The 16,456-nt window shown below is 64.6% G+C and carries 11 protein-coding genes and 1 tRNA gene; 3 read left to right on the forward strand and 9 right to left on the reverse strand.

The window, feature by feature from the left end:
• Window positions 1–128 precede the first annotated feature (128 nt).
• Window positions 129–758 (forward strand): TetR/AcrR family transcriptional regulator, encoded by a 630-nt coding sequence (locus AC1RR5_RS09060; protein ID WP_492920992.1) that lies wholly within the window; start codon window positions 129–131, stop codon window positions 756–758.
• On the opposite strand, the gene AC1RR5_RS09065 is transcribed toward AC1RR5_RS09060, so the two are convergent.
• Window positions 755–1,102, reverse strand: a complete 348-nt coding sequence (locus AC1RR5_RS09065) for an MmcQ/YjbR family DNA-binding protein (protein ID WP_492920993.1) — start codon at window positions 1,100–1,102, stop codon at window positions 755–757. The genes AC1RR5_RS09060 and AC1RR5_RS09065 overlap by 4 nt on opposite strands.
• The gene (msrA, locus tag AC1RR5_RS09070; protein ID WP_492920995.1) at window positions 1,102–1,755 is read right to left on the reverse strand and encodes a peptide-methionine (S)-S-oxide reductase MsrA; all 654 of its coding nucleotides are present in this window, start codon (window positions 1,753–1,755) and stop codon (window positions 1,102–1,104) included. The genes AC1RR5_RS09065 and msrA overlap by 1 nt, the downstream gene beginning before the upstream one ends.
• A gap of 152 nt (window positions 1,756–1,907) precedes the next feature.
• On the opposite strand from msrA, the gene AC1RR5_RS09075 reads away from it, so the two are divergent.
• Window positions 1,908–1,997, forward strand: a tRNA-Ser gene (locus AC1RR5_RS09075).
• Window positions 1,998–2,662: 665 nt separating this feature from the next.
• Here the strand turns inward: AC1RR5_RS09075 and AC1RR5_RS09080 are convergent.
• Genes AC1RR5_RS09080 through AC1RR5_RS09090 form a run of 3 tightly spaced genes read right to left on the reverse strand, consistent with a single transcriptional unit; the run spans window position 2,663 to window position 9,831 of the window.
• Window positions 2,663–7,546: an ankyrin repeat domain-containing protein gene (locus tag AC1RR5_RS09080; protein WP_492920996.1), complete on the reverse strand. Its 4,884-nt coding sequence runs from the start codon at window positions 7,544–7,546 to the stop codon at window positions 2,663–2,665.
• Window positions 7,543–8,526: an AAA family ATPase gene (locus AC1RR5_RS09085; RefSeq protein ID WP_492920997.1), complete on the reverse strand. Its 984-nt coding sequence runs from the start codon at window positions 8,524–8,526 to the stop codon at window positions 7,543–7,545. The genes AC1RR5_RS09080 and AC1RR5_RS09085 overlap by 4 nt, the downstream gene beginning before the upstream one ends.
• Window positions 8,527–8,538: 12 nt before the next feature.
• Window positions 8,539–9,831, reverse strand: coding sequence for a hypothetical protein (locus tag AC1RR5_RS09090; RefSeq protein WP_492920998.1), 1,293 nt, complete (start codon window positions 9,829–9,831; stop codon window positions 8,539–8,541).
• Window positions 9,832–9,910: 79 nt separating this feature from the next.
• Here AC1RR5_RS09090 and AC1RR5_RS09095 point away from each other — a divergent pair, with 79 nt between their 5' ends.
• Window positions 9,911–11,506, forward strand: a complete 1,596-nt coding sequence (locus AC1RR5_RS09095; RefSeq protein ID WP_492921000.1) for a P-loop NTPase fold protein — start codon at window positions 9,911–9,913, stop codon at window positions 11,504–11,506.
• A 135-nt stretch (window positions 11,507–11,641) separates the two neighbouring features.
• On the opposite strand, the gene AC1RR5_RS09100 is transcribed toward AC1RR5_RS09095, so the two are convergent.
• The 4 genes from AC1RR5_RS09100 to AC1RR5_RS09115 all read right to left on the reverse strand — a co-directional run bounded on the left by AC1RR5_RS09100 (window position 11,642) and on the right by AC1RR5_RS09115 (window position 16,432).
• Complete coding sequence (locus AC1RR5_RS09100) at window positions 11,642–12,748, reverse strand: DNA alkylation repair protein (protein ID WP_492921001.1); 1,107 nt, start codon at window positions 12,746–12,748, stop codon at window positions 11,642–11,644.
• A 148-nt stretch (window positions 12,749–12,896) separates the two neighbouring features.
• Complete coding sequence (aceB, locus tag AC1RR5_RS09105; protein ID WP_492921003.1) at window positions 12,897–14,474, reverse strand: malate synthase A; 1,578 nt, start codon at window positions 14,472–14,474, stop codon at window positions 12,897–12,899.
• 79 nt (window positions 14,475–14,553) lie between these two features.
• Window positions 14,554–14,781, reverse strand: a complete 228-nt coding sequence (locus AC1RR5_RS09110) for a hypothetical protein (RefSeq protein ID WP_454717421.1) — start codon at window positions 14,779–14,781, stop codon at window positions 14,554–14,556.
• 31 nt (window positions 14,782–14,812) lie between these two features.
• On the reverse strand, window positions 14,813–16,432 hold the full coding sequence (locus tag AC1RR5_RS09115; RefSeq protein ID WP_492921004.1) for an isocitrate lyase: 1,620 nt from the start codon (window positions 16,430–16,432) through the stop codon (window positions 14,813–14,815).
• Window positions 16,433–16,456 lie beyond the last annotated feature (24 nt).

Here is a 16,456-nt window from a genome sequence, read left to right on the forward strand (position 1 = left end):
TAATATGAACTTGATATTCTAGCGCAAGTTAGAATTTAACGGATTGATCCCGTCGCCATTCGTGACAAGTGTGAAATATCAGCGTTCCCCGACGGAAGAATCGAGGGCGCCCGGAGGAGAGAGCGCGATTGGCGAAGGGTGGGGATCCCACGGTGCTGGCGGAAGACGCCAGGCCGATGGCGCAGAGCCTGAAGTCTGTGAAGAAGCGAGAGGCGATCCTGCGGGCCGCCATCGAAACCATCAACGCCAAGGGTTTCGCCGCCGCGACCATGACCGATATCGGCGCCGCCATCGATCTGCGTGACGCGGCGCTCTACTACTACTTTCCCAACAAACAGGCCCTGGCCTTCGCCGGGCACCAGCGCTCCCTCGAGCGCTTCGAGAGCATCCTGGCGGTGGTCGAGGCCGACGGCGGCACCGGACGCTGCAAACTGCGGCGGTTCTTCAAGGCTCTATTGGAAGACGCTGTGACCAACGGGCCACAGCTCTATTTCGGCGACAGCTCGTATCTGGCCGATGATCAGCGCCAGGCGATCGACGTCTGGACGGCGCGGCTGTCCAGGCGGCTGGAACGGTTCCTGGAAGAGGGCATGGCCGACGGCACCATCGTCGCCTGCGAGCCGCCGCTGGTCGTGCAGCTGCTGGTCGGCATGCTGATCTGGCTGACCAAGTGGACGCCCGGCACGCCCGGCCTGACCAACGAGCGCCTGCTGGAGGCGATCGAGACGACCGCGCTCCAGGGGCTGGCGACGAACTAGAGCCCCAGCTCCGCCCGGACCTTCTTCGTCAGCTTGGCGGCGATCAGGCCGTGGGCGGTTTTCAGCCAGTCGGCGACCTCGCCCGAGTCCAGTTCTGAAAGGTCCTCAAAACGCACCCACTTGGCACGGGCCAGGTAGGGGGCAGGGATGGCGCGGCCGGTCTCGGTCAGCACCTCGAACGCCACCTCCGAGGCCTTGAACGAGATCCCGCCCTTCGGCACGGCGTTGCCGCGCACGGCGAACATCTTGCCGCCGACCTTGAAGACGTGGTCATCGCCCCACTGGATCGAGAGCGTCGCGCCGGGCAGGGCCAGGCACGCCTTGTCGAAGGCTTCCGGGGTCATCAGGCGTCGACGCCCAGACCGATCGGGCACACCACGCCGGTGCCGCCGATGCCGCAATAGCCGTTCGGGTTCTTGGCCAGGTACTGCTGGTGATAGTCCTCGGCGAAGTAGAACGGGCCGGCGGCGGCGATTTCCGTGGTGATGTCGCCCAGACCCTGATCCGACAGCGCCTGCGCATAGGCCTCCTTCGACCCGGCGGCCGCGGCGGTCTGAAAGTCGTTGGTGACGAAGATTCCCGAACGGTACTGGGTGCCGATGTCGCCGCCCTGGCGCATGCCCTGGGTCGGGTCGTGGTTCTCCCAGAAGGTCTTCAGCAGCGCCTCATAGGTCACGGCGCTGGGATCGAACACCACCAGCACCACCTCGGTATGGCCTGTGCGGCCGGTGCAGACCTCCTCATAGGTCGGGTTCGGCGTCATGCCGGCCGCATAGCCGGCGGCGGTGACGTAGACGCCGGGGATCGTCCAGAACACCCGCTCCACGCCCCAGAAGCAGCCCATGGCGAAGATCGCCGTCTCCAGGCCGTCGGGATAAGGACCCTTCAGCGGATGGCCGTTGATGAAGTGGGTCTGCGCCGTCGGGATGGGCTCGGGACGGCCGGGCAGGGCGGTGTCGGCGGTCGGCATCTCGAGGGTCTTGGTCGTCGACAGCATGGCGGCCTTTCGCGGCGGAAATTCTTGCGCCCCGATATAAACGCTCGCGTGGCCAGTTTCATCCGGGAACGCGCTTGCTACCGGCCGGTCCCTGAGTATATTGCGCGCCTTCCCGCGCCGGGGGTCTCAACCACCCCCGACTCGAGTGCGCTGGTGAGGTGGCCGAGTGGTTGAAGGCGCACGCCTGGAACGCGTGTATAGGGGAAACTCTATCGAGGGTTCGAATCCCTCTCTCACCGCCACTACTTCCCTGCTTCCATGCAATGGGCGGCGTCCTGGCCTTAAGGCCTGGAGAGCAGGTGACCCTTCGAACCGAAGTCGCGCGAGAGTCCTCGAAAACCCCATGCTTCAGCGACCGGACCGTTTTCGGTCCATGTCTCTGCGCGTCTGCGATCCAGTGAGGTTTCCCTGGCGGAGGGAAAACATCAGGGAAAATTCGAAGCTTTTGCTCGCTGGACGATTGGACATCGGAATGCCCCGCGACGTCCAAAACCGAAAGCCTGCAAGGGCTTGGGTGGCGCGTGCAGGCTCAGAGTGTTCTTGGCGAGCAGGGAAAGATGCGTGGTGATGGCTGCGATTAGGGCCGCGATCCGCGCGCTGTTCGGTCGGGCGGTCCCGGCTCTAGGCCTTGCTGGCGTCCAGCAGGCGGACGAACCAGCGCGACAACGGGCCCGAGGCCGTGCAGGGCCGTAGCTCCGAATAGCTCGTCGCCGTCGCGGTCGTCGGGTGCATTGGCGCCGGCCATTCGCTGCTGGCGGTCTTCACCGACTTTGTCGAGGCCGCTCGCCACCGCCGCGAGGTCTAACTGCACGGGCCCAAGATTACGACCGAACACTCGTGATGTTCAGAGCTCTTGGACGTATCAGACGTAAAAACTTGCTCGCCCTTGCCCCAGCGCAGCATCCAGTCAGCCGGAGATGGCCGATCGCCGGAAGAAAATGGTGTTGTCCGCTTCAAAGATGCTGTCGAGCTTCACGCTATCCACATGAGCGTCGCTCAGCATGTCGACCATGCCGCTATCGGCGATGGTGAATTCGGCCGCGAACATGGCGTTGTCGTAAATTATCGGACAGTCAACGCGCCAGCGATCATCCTTCTCCGAGCGCCAAAGCTTGTGCGAGACAGGCGGCGTCCGCGTCTGTCGGTCTAGATGCGGACGCAGCGCCGCCTCCGAGTCTAAGATCTGGTAGCGCCCGCCGTCCCCGTGGATCGCGCAGCAGAAGACGTGATGGTACAGCTTTGCCGCAGCGGGATCGTCTGCGATGTCGAGTTCCGCCTCACTGTTCAGCTGGTGAAACGGTGCTGATGCGCCGGTAATGTCGAATACTTTGCTGCCGTCCGCGCGTGCGACGTGACCGCTAATTCCGATGGTCCCATCATCGCGTCTCCACCACGTTTCGATCAGGAAAGATGGCTTACGGTAGGGCAGCCGCGTTCGCCGTCGCTGGAGCGCGGTCCAAGCGCCTTTTGGCGGCGGCAGCGGGATCGTTGCCTCCTTTCCCACGCCGGCGAAGCGCGGCGGCGGCAGCGTGGCTTCAATCGTCCATTTCGTGTCGAGCGGAGCGAAGCTGAGCCGCGCTTGCTCGAACATGCCCAGGAGGCGGCGCGACCGGTCCGATCCGGCGCTGGCCTCAACCTTGCCGCCGAACGGCGCGACATCGTAACCAAAGCTGGACGCTAGGCTCGCTGCGGACGGCACGCCGGCTACGCCAGAAACGGGCGAATGTGGCAGATGGAGCGCCGCATCGGTGTTGCCGAAGGCCGCAGCATAGTGAAGCGGCGTGAAGCCGGACTTGTCTTGTGCGCCCAGATCGACATTCGCCCGCTTCAGTAACTCAAACGGATTGGGAGCGGGCGAGGCGTCGTTGTGTCCATTTTCCTGCCAGCGAGAGTCATTTCGCGGACGCCAGCGCGCGGCGAAACCATGCGCGAGGGTCAGACCGTCCGCGTTGCGCCGAGCAAAATCAACGATTTCGGACAGGCCGTCGCGCGCAACTAGCGCGACGCTGGCGCAGGCGCTTGCATTGTTGCGGAGCGCCGTGTTGACGATCCCCGTTCGACGGCCGCGCTCCACCATCAACGGCGCCAGATCGACCCACCGCTCGCCGGCGAGCGGCCAGGGGGCCGCATCAAGATCGAGTCCAGCATCGAGCAGCATGCCAAGCAACGCGCGCGCGTCGGCATTTATCGTCTCATACTGTTCCAGTACTCCGGCCAAGCATTCGCCGAGGATGTTTTGCTTCTCTGCCACAGGACGATCGGCTCGCCGGACCGCGTCCAGCAACACCCGGACGGCTTCGCCAGGGCCGTGCTTCAGCGCGATACGGGCCGCCGACCAATTATTCGTATCGGTGAAGAACGGGTCGGCCCCGGCCGCGAGCAAAATCTCAAGGTTGCGCGTATGGCCGAAATAGGCCGCGACGGTCAGCGCCGTCCAGCCGCTGCGGCTGGCATAGTGGACCCGGTCGCCGCCGACGACGTCAAGCAGTCTCAGGAGCAGCTCTGGATCATCGCGCGAAGCGCCGCCGATCAGGAGGTCGTAGGCCGACGCGCGCGCATAGGTATGCGGATCAATTTCACTCGCCATCAGGCGGTCGATGGCGGCTCGGCTGCATGGCTTCTTGTCGTCATTGGAGAAGATCGCCTCCGGAAGAACACCCATGCGCACGCCGTGGCTCTGGAACGTAGCCAGGGGATCGGCGCCCGCGTCGAGCAGCAACTCAAGCGTCGCGCCGCCATCCCCAGCGCTTGCGGCGCGATAGAGCGGCGGAACGCCCGCTGCACTAACCGCATTTACATCGGCTTTCGCCTCGATCAGCAAGCGCACGAGCGGTGCGGGCTCAGCCGCCGAACAGGCGAGTAGCAGCAAGCTAAGCCCGCCACCCTCGATGGTGAAGCCCACCTCGTCGGGCGAAAGGTCGAGGGCGGCCAGTCCTGCCGTATCGCCGTCGAGGATGGCTTTGATCGCCCCGGCGATTCGCGTTGGCGCGGACAGCGTCGCGACGATCTCCTCCGTAGTCAGATGATATTTTGATGTCTTCAGCGCCGCAGCCAGCCGGTCCAGGTTGTCGCTCTGCCCGGACTTCAGCATGTCGATGAGCTCGCCGGGCTCGTATCCCTCCACGGGCCCGACCAGGCGGGTGGTCATTCCCGCCAAGCTGGGCCTGATCAGTTCTGCGCCACTCGTATCGCTCTCGCTCGCGGATTTGAAACTTTGACTGGACGTGCCGACCTCGACAGGTCGCTGTGACACGGGTTCATAGACGTAAAGTCTGCCGCCGTAATCACACCCGAAGACATAGCCGTCGTCAGAATAGGCAAGATCGCCCTGGGTCTCTGAAATAGGGACCACACAACTGGCGCCCTGCCCGGTGTCGGGGTGGTGTTCAAGATAGCATAAACGCCACCGTTCTGCCTTCGCGAGTTTGAAGGCGATCACAGCGCCTGCCTTCGACGTGGCGTACTTCAGTCCGAAAAGGTCGCGCAAGGCAGCCTTTCCTGTGGCGTTTAGCAGTCGCCAGGTGGAGACATCCATCTGGCCCGACCCGCCATCGCCCCTGGGGGTATAGATCCAGGCGCTATCAGGCGCACCCAATAGGATCGCGCCGCCGCCAACCGCGCTATAGTATCGGTTCCAGGTTGATGCTTGTCCTGGCACGTCGATGCTTCGCATCAGATCAAGTCGGGGATCGGGCTGAAAAACGAGGCGTTCGCCCTCCGCTGTCAGCGCCATCTTGCTTGGCCCGGACACGTCCAGTCCGGGTCCGGCGCCCTGAAGTTCGATCTCGACCGCACCAGGAGACCGCCGATCGATCTCGACCAGTCCTATCGGATCGAATGCCTTGCCCCAAACGAAGAGGGCGCCTTCGCCCAGTGAGCCGCCGTCGAACATCATGGCGGATGTGAGCGATCCACGTGGGATGTCGACCGTGCGGCTGAAAAGGATGGGAGCGGTGTTTGGCGTTCGATCGAGGGAGAAGGCGTGAGACGCGCCGGCAAGGCGCAGCACGCAGGTACCCGCACCATCGGGAACGTCGAAACGATCCGGCAGGGTGGCGAGGCTGTGGCTGGCGAGCGGCGGCGATCCAGCTTCTACCCGCACGAATTCAAGCAGCATGTCCTTGAGCGCGGCGCCGGGCGGGCAAGGGAAGACAAGGTCCGCCTTCGCCGCGTTCATCTTAAGTGACACCACGGAGCGCTCGCCGGCCTTGTGGAAGAATACACCGATGAAGTCGCTTGCCGTGGCGCCTTTCCCACCGATCCGGGTGCGGACTTCCGCAGGGAAGATGGCGTTCACGCGGCGCATGTTGCCATCGATCTGGGCCAGCGCCTCCGCCACACGCGCTTCGGCGGCAATGTCGTTCTGGGTCGGCCGCAACAGCCATCGCGCCCGATCGCCGAGTAGATTCTCGAGTCCACGTGTCGCGCGAGCCTGCTCCAAAACTCGTGGAGCGAAGGCCATCAGCCGCTGTTCGTTCTCGGACAGATGGAGCGACCGCGGGATGTTGTCGGCATGATCCCGCAGGGTCGATAGCGCACCGCGCGTGCGGAAGATGTCAGAGCACCACACCATGTGCTCGGTGAGCGGTCCCATGTCCGGGAAACACTCATCAGCGGTCGGCGCAGTGACCGCGAGCCCGTATGCCGCGGCGGCCCGATCCGGTGCGGACATGATGACCCGCAAGGTGCGCAAGGTGAAGGCTTCCACGTCGCTGACCAGCGACAGGAAGCGCTTCAGCGCCGCCTCACGCTCCTCAAGCTGGGCCTGCGCGTGGTCACCATCGGCGCCGACATGGCGGACGCTATCCCATCCCGCCGAGAAGGCGGCGGCCTGGAACGGAGAGAGTTGTTCGTACCACGGTACGATGCGGGCGAAGCCTCCCCCACGCGAGAACAGGTGCGGCAGCATCGGCCGGGGAACGTATCCGTTGCGGTCGCCCGGCGCCAGGACCGTAACCGACAAGCCGTGCGCATCTGCAATTTCGCGCACGGCTTCCCATTCGGCGACTCCGGGCGAAGGATAGCCGCGCTGACGTGCGAAGCGATGAAGATCGCTGAGGATCAGGATCGCGCCGCCGCGAATATGGTCCAGTCCCGCTGGTAGCCGGATACGCCCGTTTTCATCGATGCGCCCGTCGAGAACGTGCTCGGGGCCCAAGATCTCTGCCGTCCGTCGAGCGAAATGTTCGAAATCCAGGCGGAAGGGCCGCATGCCTTCGCCGTCATCGCGGATGATGGCGACGCCGCCACGAATGATCCGTCTGCGACGCTTGGGAACACGCGATAGCGCCCTGCGCGAAAGCTTCTCGACCGCGCGCCGCAGATCGAGGCGCGCCGTCTCCATTTCGGTCGAGGCAAGCGCATGGAGGATGTTCCGGAAGGTGACGCTCGGAAGGATCGGATAGTGCACCGGGTGCACCTTGCGTCCCGCTGTGGCGTTCTTCCTCTCTGCCTCGGCCCGAACCTGCTGAATGCCGGCAAGATGGTCGCGGATCAACGCCCAGCGCTCTTCAGTCGGGCTCGCTGATGCGGCTTGGGTTCTGATGAGAGACGAGCCGCTTCCCGGAGGCGCACCTAAGGCGTTGCTGGCGGTGGTCGGCGGTCTGCCAGCAGGGTTTTCATCAGGGGCCGAAGAACCATCCGCGAATGTTGAGACGGCCGCCGGACGCGTTGTCTGTTTGCCGGCGACGAGCGACAATCCCGCGACCGTGGCCTCGCCTTGCAGCACCGCCACCGCTTTCAACGCCTCCGCCGGCGTAAGGATATCTCGGAGCGCCGAGGCCGAGATCACCAGCTGTTTTCCTCTCCGGTCGATCCACGCGACCTGGCAAACTCTCCCAACGCGTCAGTGATTGCGATCCAGCCGTCCTCGTCGCCCTTGGGGGGAAGCGCGCCGAAGCGCACGCAGTATTCAATCAGGTCGACGAGGAAGGCGGTATTCACCCCATCCTCGACCTTGCTGAGCTCGGCGAGTTTACGGAGGCGGCGGTCGTCGAGCCGGTCTGCGGGCGCGCCGACCCTGGTCGCGACCACACGGCCTAGCCGCACTGCCGTTTCCTCATCGGGGCGGGCCATATGGTGCGGTAGGCAGCGACGGTAGAACGCGGCTGACTGCGTCCGGACACTGTTCGATGTGATGACGATGAGGAGCCGCTTGTTACCCTTGTGCCCCGCGCCCTGGCCGAGTTGGCCGATCAACCGCCCTGTTCTGACGATGCTAAAGGTCCCGCGGTCGAAGGCGTCGAGCAGATCGTTGGCGAAATCGATGTCACCCTTGTCGATCTCGTCGATCAGGAGCACGCGACCGCGCGTCTCCGGTTCCGCATCGCGATAGGCAATCAGTTCGGGCGGTGGCGGCGGTCCGGCCGGTGCGGCCTCGAACACTGACAGGGCATCGAGAGGATCATAGGCCTGCCAGAGCACGCCGGGGCGCATGTACTGTTCGACCGGAGCGGCCGAGCTGCCGTTAGCGTCGCCGAGCCGGCGGATGTCGTCGAAGCTGGCCTTAAGGTCGTCTGCTTCCATTCGCGAGGTGACGGTGATCTTGAAGAGCTGCCACCCTTTCGCTTTCGCCACCGCCTCGGCAATGGAAGACTTGCCGACACCGGGCTTGCCGGTGAGTAGGAGCGGGCGACCGATTGCCAAGGCCACGTTGATTTTGGTGACCAGTTCATCGGCATTCGCGCCATAGTCGAACGAATAGACTTTCGCCTCGTCGCTGACCTCCGAAGGATCGAAGAGCGTCCAAAGCGGTCGAACGGTGTCGGTCACTTACTGTTCCCTTCAAGTATTCCGGCGGTCCTGGACGCGACCGAAAAAGGTTTCGTTGAACCGGTCGTACGCCGCCACCGGTGGCTCGGTGCTTTCGCGCTTGATGCTGATCACGTCAAAACGCGACCTCAGCCCACACCGCACATCGTCGTGATAAGTCGCTTCGAGCAAGACGGGGAAGAAGCGGTGCGATGGCATCTTATCGCGATCGCTCGACACAAAGCCCGATACGACGCTCTGTGGATCATCGGCGAAATACACCCGTGAACCGGAAATACCGGTCGGCGAAGGCGCACCTTCCATTTCGGCGAACTCGCCGTCATTCGGCTGCTCATCAAGCAGCTTCATGTCGTCATCCCGGAATACGAGGCCTGCGCTCGCCACGCCTTGCGCAATCAATCGCGCCACGTCGGAATTGCCATCGATCAACACCACGATGCCGTCGCTGTCATGCGTACCGAGGGCCGACTCCTTACGCCACTCGGAGCCGACAGCCGTGCTCAGTGTCCGGACACCAGCGTAGTTGAGCTGCCGATCCAGCCGCGCCGTAGCGTCCGCCTTATCCACCGTTGCAGAGAGTTGCAGAAGATCGGCGAAAGCGTCGGCCACCTTTTCTAGGCTGAGCAACTCGCCCTGTCTGGCGCAGACGAAGGCGGCCGCATCGATGGTGGACGCGATGGTCAGCGGCCAGGCTTGTGCGAGCAGTTGGTTCGCGATCCGGTTTGCCGTCTCCGTACAATCCTTCAGCCGCAACTTGCCTGGCGTCAGTCCCTCGCCGCGCAGGGGCTGCCAGCCGAGGGAAAGCGCTGCGGCGAGGATGACATGCGCGGCCTCGTTGACCGCTTTGCGGGCTCGCGCGACGCCATCGTGCATGGCGGCCATTTTCGTAGATAGGTCGAGGAATGCATCCCGAATCCAGGCGGCCTGCTGGCCGGGCCGATAGGCCGGAAAAGCCTCCGTGCAGAACGACCAAGGCGCCGGAGCGGAGACCGCGCCCGGGGAAGAAACCACACAAAGACGCTGCGCGTGCTTCTGTTCATGCGCGATGCGCGCCGTCCGCACCATCTCGTGCGACGGGTAGGCGAAGCCGTCATGCTCGATCAGCAGGCTGTCGATATTAGCCAGGCGGCGGAGGTCGGGCTCTGCTCCGGCTTCGCTCTCGCTGTCGACCAAGACACAAAAAGCGTCCCCCGCCAGCCCGCACGCCTCTTGCCCGAGCTCTCTGACCTGTGCGTCCACCTGCGCTTGAGTCGGCGCATCAGCAACACCACGGCCGGGCAGGTAGACAAGCACATATCCGATCATGCACACGTCTCGCTTGCATCCGGCGTATTAAGGTTACCATTTCTAAACTAGGCCTTGAGCGCAAGTCCGGAGTAGAAAAATGGATCTCGGCCACTCTGGCGATAGCCCCTCGCGGGGGCGGCTTACTGCAGATCGTCCGCTGGACGATCTCAATGCGGTGTTTGACGGAGCCGTGAAGTTCGGTCTCGCGGCGCACGCGCTCAATCTCGCGCACGTGATTGCCAATGTCGGTGAATTCGCCGGACAGATCATCGCCGTCAACGCGCCTTGGGGCAGTGGCAAAACCACCCTGGTCAATCTCACGAAGCAGCTCCTGAAGGGGGAATTGCCAAAGCGCGAAGGTCAGGACATTACGGTGTCGCAATGGGCCGAGAAGTTCTCGCCCTCTCCGGACAAGGTCGCGGAGGTCGAGAAGACGCTGATCGCACTCGACGGTAAGCAGAAAATAGAAATCCAGAACATCGACATCTGGACCCAGCCTGAACGCACGGATTTGGCATTCGTGTTTCTTGACGCAGTCGAGGACGCTTATCTTGACGACACGGGGCTCAAGAGGCTGTTCACCCAGGCAAAGCGGGGGCTGATGCGCAATCCTGCGGCGCTCGTCAAGCTGGGCAGCGCTGCGCTGAACGTCGCTAACTGGGTGACGGAAGCCCAGCAGGAAGACGTTTCCATCGACGACGTTGGCTGGGGGGGCATCACGCCGCGCGCCTTTCGCGAGCACCTTCACAAGGCCCTCACCCAGGCCGCCCATAAGAGGAACCTGCTGTTCATCGTCGATGATGTCGACCGGCTGACGCCTGCGCAGATCACACGCCTGATCGCGGCGATCTGGTGGGTGCGTGATCTGCCGCGCGTAATGCTGCTGCTGCTCTATGACCAGCCACGTGTTGTGGCCGCCATCGCCAACGCGCATTTCGGTGGCGCGGAGGATATGAGGTCGGCGGCGCAATATCTGGAGAAGATCGTTCAGTTCAACTACGACTTCCCGGATCCGGACCAGGGTGAGCTACTCGACGAGGTGGTAAGTCGGTGCGAGGAGATCACGAAGCTGACCGTGCGCAATGGGGGCGCGTACTGCGGTCGGCAGCGCCACGAGGTGGCCCGCGAACTCCTCGCCCAGTGGATTACCAATCCTCGCACGATGGGACGCATGATTACGGGCGTCGAGATCGGTTACCGCCTCTTGGACGGGACTGACTACGACCTGAACGATTTCCTGATCGTGACCGCAGTCAAACTGTTCGACGGCGCTGCATATGACGAGCTGAAGATCTGTGCGCGCGCGCTGGAGACGGGAGCTCCCATGCGTTTTGATCAGTCCGAGCGTACTTGGAAAACTTTCCTGTTTCCGGCCCATGTCTTGAACCAAGATGACGAGCCCATTGAAAGGCCTTCCAGCATCAAGGATCGTCATGGCTTCGGTGATCCGGAAATGGCGCGGTCCTACCTCCAGGGCTTCCTGACCAACAACAATTACATGGGGGCCTGCGCCGAAGCGTTTCTCAACGTAAGCGGCGACGTCGGAACGCAGGAATGGCAGGCCTTTAAGGACGGGAACATCGCCTTGCACAACAACATGGCTTTTGGCTTTGCCGTTCGCCACCGTCTTCAACGGATCGAGCAGTCGCATGTCGACAGCTACAACGCGAAGCTCAAGGACATGGGTCTATGATCTTCGCTACGTTGGCGGTTGAGGCGCCAGTGCAAGCGCGCTCTCCGTATCCACCGAGAACGCCTCTTACTATACTGAGCAAATCGCCAAAGGAGGCGCCCCGGGGCTGCTGGCGCTGCCGGCTCACGTGATGCCCTAGATCGACAGGTCGAACGCCGCTCGCGCCACCACTTGGCCGTTGACCAGCAGCTCGACCTCATGCCGGCCGGGCGCGTGCTTGCGGGTGGTGAAGTCCTTGATGGTCTGGCGCACGGAGAGATCCAGGCGCTGGCCGGCGGCGATCTGGACGCCCTTCCACTTGAAGACCTTGCGCGAGGCGCGGCCGCTGGCCTTGGGGTAGGTGATCGCATAGTCGACGACCAGGGTCTGGGCGCGGCCGCCGGTCTCGGCCAGGCGCGTCGAGAGCGCGATCGCCTCGCCCAGCCGGATGGCGGCGGGCTGGATCGTGAAGTGCTCGGCCTGGACGTCCGCGCCCTCGGTCGCGCCGATCACGGCCAAGGCGCGGGGATCGCCCTGCTTGATCAGGCCGCGCAGGGCGTGCTTGGCGATCCAGGCGCTGCGCTTGTCGTCCAGGGGCCAGGTCTTCAGGTGGTCCAGCACCCTGTCCGGATGGTCTTTGGTGATGTCGTTGAGGTGGTTGGCTGCCGACTTGCGGACATAGGCGCTGTCGTCGGTCTTCAGGGCGTCGAGGATCGGCAGGGCCGGGGTCGGGTCCTGGACCAGCGCGTCGAGGCGGAAGGACCAGGGCAGGCGAGGGCGCGAACCCTCGCTGGCCAGGCGGCGGACGTGCTCGTCGGGATCGCGAGTCCAGGTCTCCATCACCTCCAGCGTCCGCGTCAGGTCCCGACGCAGGAACGGCCGGATGGCGAACTCCGCGCTGCCGTAGGCCGTGAAGGTCTTCAGCGCCGCCATCGAGGTCTCGAAGTGATCGAGGCCGTACAGGGCCACGAACTCTGGTGGCACCAGCGTGACGAAGCGATGATTGATACGCGGGATCAGGGCGCGGAGGATCTCGACCGCCGCGTGGAAGTCCTTCGGCAGAATCTCGCCATAGGCCTGCGCGATCTGCCTTAGCCGCTGCATGATCGACAGGGCATCCAGGTCGTGGCTGGCCAGCTCCAGGAACCTAGCGGCGTCGAAGGCCGGATAGACCGCGCGCGTCTCGTCCGCCAGGTGGCGCAGGCGGGCGCGGTCGAAGATCTCCTTCAGGAGCGGGGCGGGAGCGTCTTGGGTAGCGGTCATGGCCCACCGGCTATCGGACGCCGCGCCCGATAATGGCAAGAGCCTCAACGACAAAGACCCCGGCGCGCTGGGGGGGGCGGGGCCTTCGGGGCGGATGGTTTTTGGTGTTGTGTCTCGCCCCCTCTGCTCTCTTGGCCGGCTCTCTCGGTCAGAGCAGTTCGTAGGCCGGCAGGGTCAGGAACTCTTCCAGGCTGTCGGACAGCACCATGCGGGTGAAGAGTTCGGCGGCGCCTTCCAGGCGCGGCGAGCCGAAGTCGCGGCGCAGGTCGGCCATCTCCTGGGTGAACAGGCTGACGAACAGCTCCGAGGTCAGCACCCGGCCGTCGTCCAGCTCGGCGCCCAGACGGATCCATTGCCAGAGCTGCGTGCGGCAGATCTCGGCCGTCGCGGCGTCTTCCATCAGGTTGTAGAGCGGCACGGCGCCCCGGCCTTCCAGCCAGGCCTGGGTGTAGCGGACACCCACACGAATGTTCTCGCGCACGCCGGCCTCGGTGCGGCCGCCTTCGTGCAGCTCCAGCATCTGGGCGGCGGTGATGTCGAGGCCTTCCAGGGTCTTGTCGCGCTGGTTGGCGGTCGGCATCAGGCGGTTGAAGACCTCCATGGCCACCGGCACCAGGTCGGGGTGGGCGACCCAGGTGCCGTCGTGGCCGGCCCCAGCCTCGCGTTCCTTGTCGGCCTTGACCTTGGCGAAGGCGGCCTGGTTGGCGGCGTCGTCGCCCTTGACCGGGATCTGGGCCGCCATGCCGCCCATGGCGAAGGCGCCGCGGCGGTGGCAGGTCTGGATCAGCTTCAGCGAATAGGCGCCCAGGAAGGCCTTGCCCATGACCATGGCCGAACGGTCCGGGGTCAGGAAGGCCGGCGTGCGGCCCAGGCGCTTGATGAACGAGAAGATGTAGTCCCAGCGGCCGCAGTTGAGGCCGACGATGTGGTCCTTCAGCTCGAACAGGATCTCGTCCATCTCGAAGGCGGCGGGGATGGTCTCGATCAGCACCGTGGCCTTGATCGTGCCGACGGGCAGGCCGAGGGCCTCCTGGGCGCGGACGAAGACGTCGTTCCAGAGCCGGGCCTCGAGATGGCTCTCCAGCTTGGGTAGGTAGAAGTACGGGCCCGAGCCTTGCTCCAGCGTCGCCTTGGCGTTGTGGAAGGCATAGAGGCCGAAGTCGAACAGCGCGCCGGCCACGGCCTGGCCGTCGACCTCCAGATGGCGCTCCATCAGGTGCCAGCCGCGCGGGCGGATCTTCAGCACCGCCGGGGTCGGTCCCATGGCGTACGACTTGCCGGACTTGGCGTCGACGTGGGTCAGCTCGCCCTGCCAGCGGTCCTTCAGATTGACCTGGCCCTCGACGACATTGGCCCAGGTCGGGGCGGTGGCGTCCTCGAAGTCGGCCATGAACACCTTGGCCCCGCAGTTCAGGGCGTTGATGATCATCTTGCGATCGACGGGGCCGGTGATCTCGACGCGGCGGTCCAGCAGGTCGGCGGGGACGGGCACGACGCTCCAGTCGGCGGCGCGGACGTGGGCGGTCTCGGTCAGGAAGTCGGGCAGCTCGCCGGCGTCGAAGCGGGCCTGCCGCGCCTGGCGGGCCTGCAGCAGCTCGCGGCGACGGGCGTCGAAGCGGCGGTGCAGGTCGGCGACGAAGTCCAGGGCCTCGGGGGTGAGTACTTCCGCAGCTCGGCCTTCGACCGGACCGGTGACCTGGATGTTGGCGGCGATGTCGAGCGGCATGGGAAGCTTTCCGTGGCGGTGGGATCGGCTCCCCGGAACCCGGGGAGCCGTCTTCAGGACTCTGGTCGGTTATCGTTAGTTAGGCGCTCTTCTCGGCGCCCTTTTCACGGACGGTGGGGACGATCTGGTCGCCCCAGTTACCCGTTCCGTCGTGGTGGCGCGAGGTGCGCACCAGTTCCACCGAGTAGCCGGCGGCGATGGCGCGCTGCACGGCGTCGTTGAGGCGGTGGGCGGCCTCGGCGACCCGGTCCACCGCGCGCTTCTGGGCGTCGGTGTCGGGCATGGCGGCGGGGGCGAAGGCGGTCATGGTCATGGTCCTCTTCTGCTAGGGATGGCGGCTATTCGGCCGCGAACTGGTTCATGGTGTTGGCGTGGCCGCCGGCCTTCAGGGCGCGCTCGCCGGCGACCATCTCCTTGAAGGTGTCGCCGAGATCCGAGCCGACCTCGTGCTGGTGCTTCACGGCCGACACGCCGCGGCGGATTTCCTCGCGCTGCACCGTGTTGACATAGGCCTGCATGCGCTCCTCGCCGAAGTAGCCGCGCGACAGTTCGTCGACGCTCTTGGCGGTGAGGTGGAAGGTCGGCAGGGTGATCAGGTTGTGGAACACCCCGGCGCGGGCGGCGATGTCGACCTGGAAGCGGGCCAGGCGTTCGTCGGCCTCGCGGCCCAGGTCGCTCTTGTCGTACTCGGCCGACATCAGCGAATTGCCTTCCGGATAGCTGTCCTTGTGGATCTTGCCCTCGGCGATCCACTGGTCGCGGACCTGCTTGCGCAGATTGAGCGTCCAGTTGAACGACGGCGAGTTGTTGTAGGTCAGCTTGGCGTTCGGCACGACCTTGCGGACCTCGGCCACCATCGAGGCGATCTCGTCGACGTTCGGGGTGTCGGTCTCGATCCAGAGGAGGTCGGCGCCGCCTTGGGTCAGGTTGGCGATGCAGTCCTCAATGACGCGCTGGCGGCCGGTGCCGTCCTGGAAGGCGAACAGGCCGTTGGGCATGCGCACGGGCTTGTGGAAGGCGCCGTCCTTCATGATCGCCAGCTCGCCGTCCTTCAGCGGGTTCTCGGGCGTGATGGCCTCGGTCTTCAGCCACTTGATGTAGTCGGCGGCCAGGTCGCCTTCGCCAGCGCTGACCGGGATCTTCTGGGTCAGGCCCGCGCCCAGGCTGTCGGTGCGAGCGACGATGACGCCCTCGTCGACGCCCAGTTCCTCGAAGGCCAGGCGGCAGGCGCGCAGCTTCTCGATGAAGTCCTCGCGCGGCACGGTGACCTTGCCGTCCTGGTGGCCGCACTGCTTGGCGTCCGAAACCTGGTTCTCGATCTGCAGGCAGCAGGCGCCGGCCTTGATCATCTCCTTGGCCAGCAGATAGGTCGCGTGCTCGTTGCCGAAGCCTGCGTCGATGTCGGCGATGATCGGCACGACGTGGGTCTCGAAGTTGTCGATCGCCTTGATCGCGGCCTGCTCGGCGACCTGGTCGCCGGCGTCGCGGGCGGCCTTCAGGGTCTTGAAGAGGTCGTTGATCCCGACTTCATCGGCCTGGCGCAGCGAGACATAGATCTCCTGGATCAGGTCGACGACCGAGGTCTTCTCATGCATCGACTGGTCGGGCAGGTGGCCGAAGCGGTTGCGCAGGCCGGCGACCATCCAGCCCGACAGGTAGACATACGCGCCCTTGGTCGTGCCGCGCAGGCGCTTGACCGACTTGATCATCTGTTGGGCGTGGAAGCCCGACCAGCAGCCCAGCGACTGGGTGAACTTGGAGCTATCGGCGTCGTAGGCGGCCATGTCGGCGCGCATGACCGGCGCCATGGCGCGGGCGATATCCAGGTGGGTGGGGAAGGTGTTCTGCAGCTTCAGCTGGATGATGTCGTCGATGTCCACACCACCCGGCGCGACGCCGTTCGGATAGCGCGCCAGCAGGGCGTCGCGGTGGTCGGCATAGGTCTTGCGCTGCGTCATGGTCGTTCGATCCCACTACGGGGC

The sequence above is a fragment of the Caulobacter sp. GW821-FHT11E11 genome (assembly GCF_058808315.1).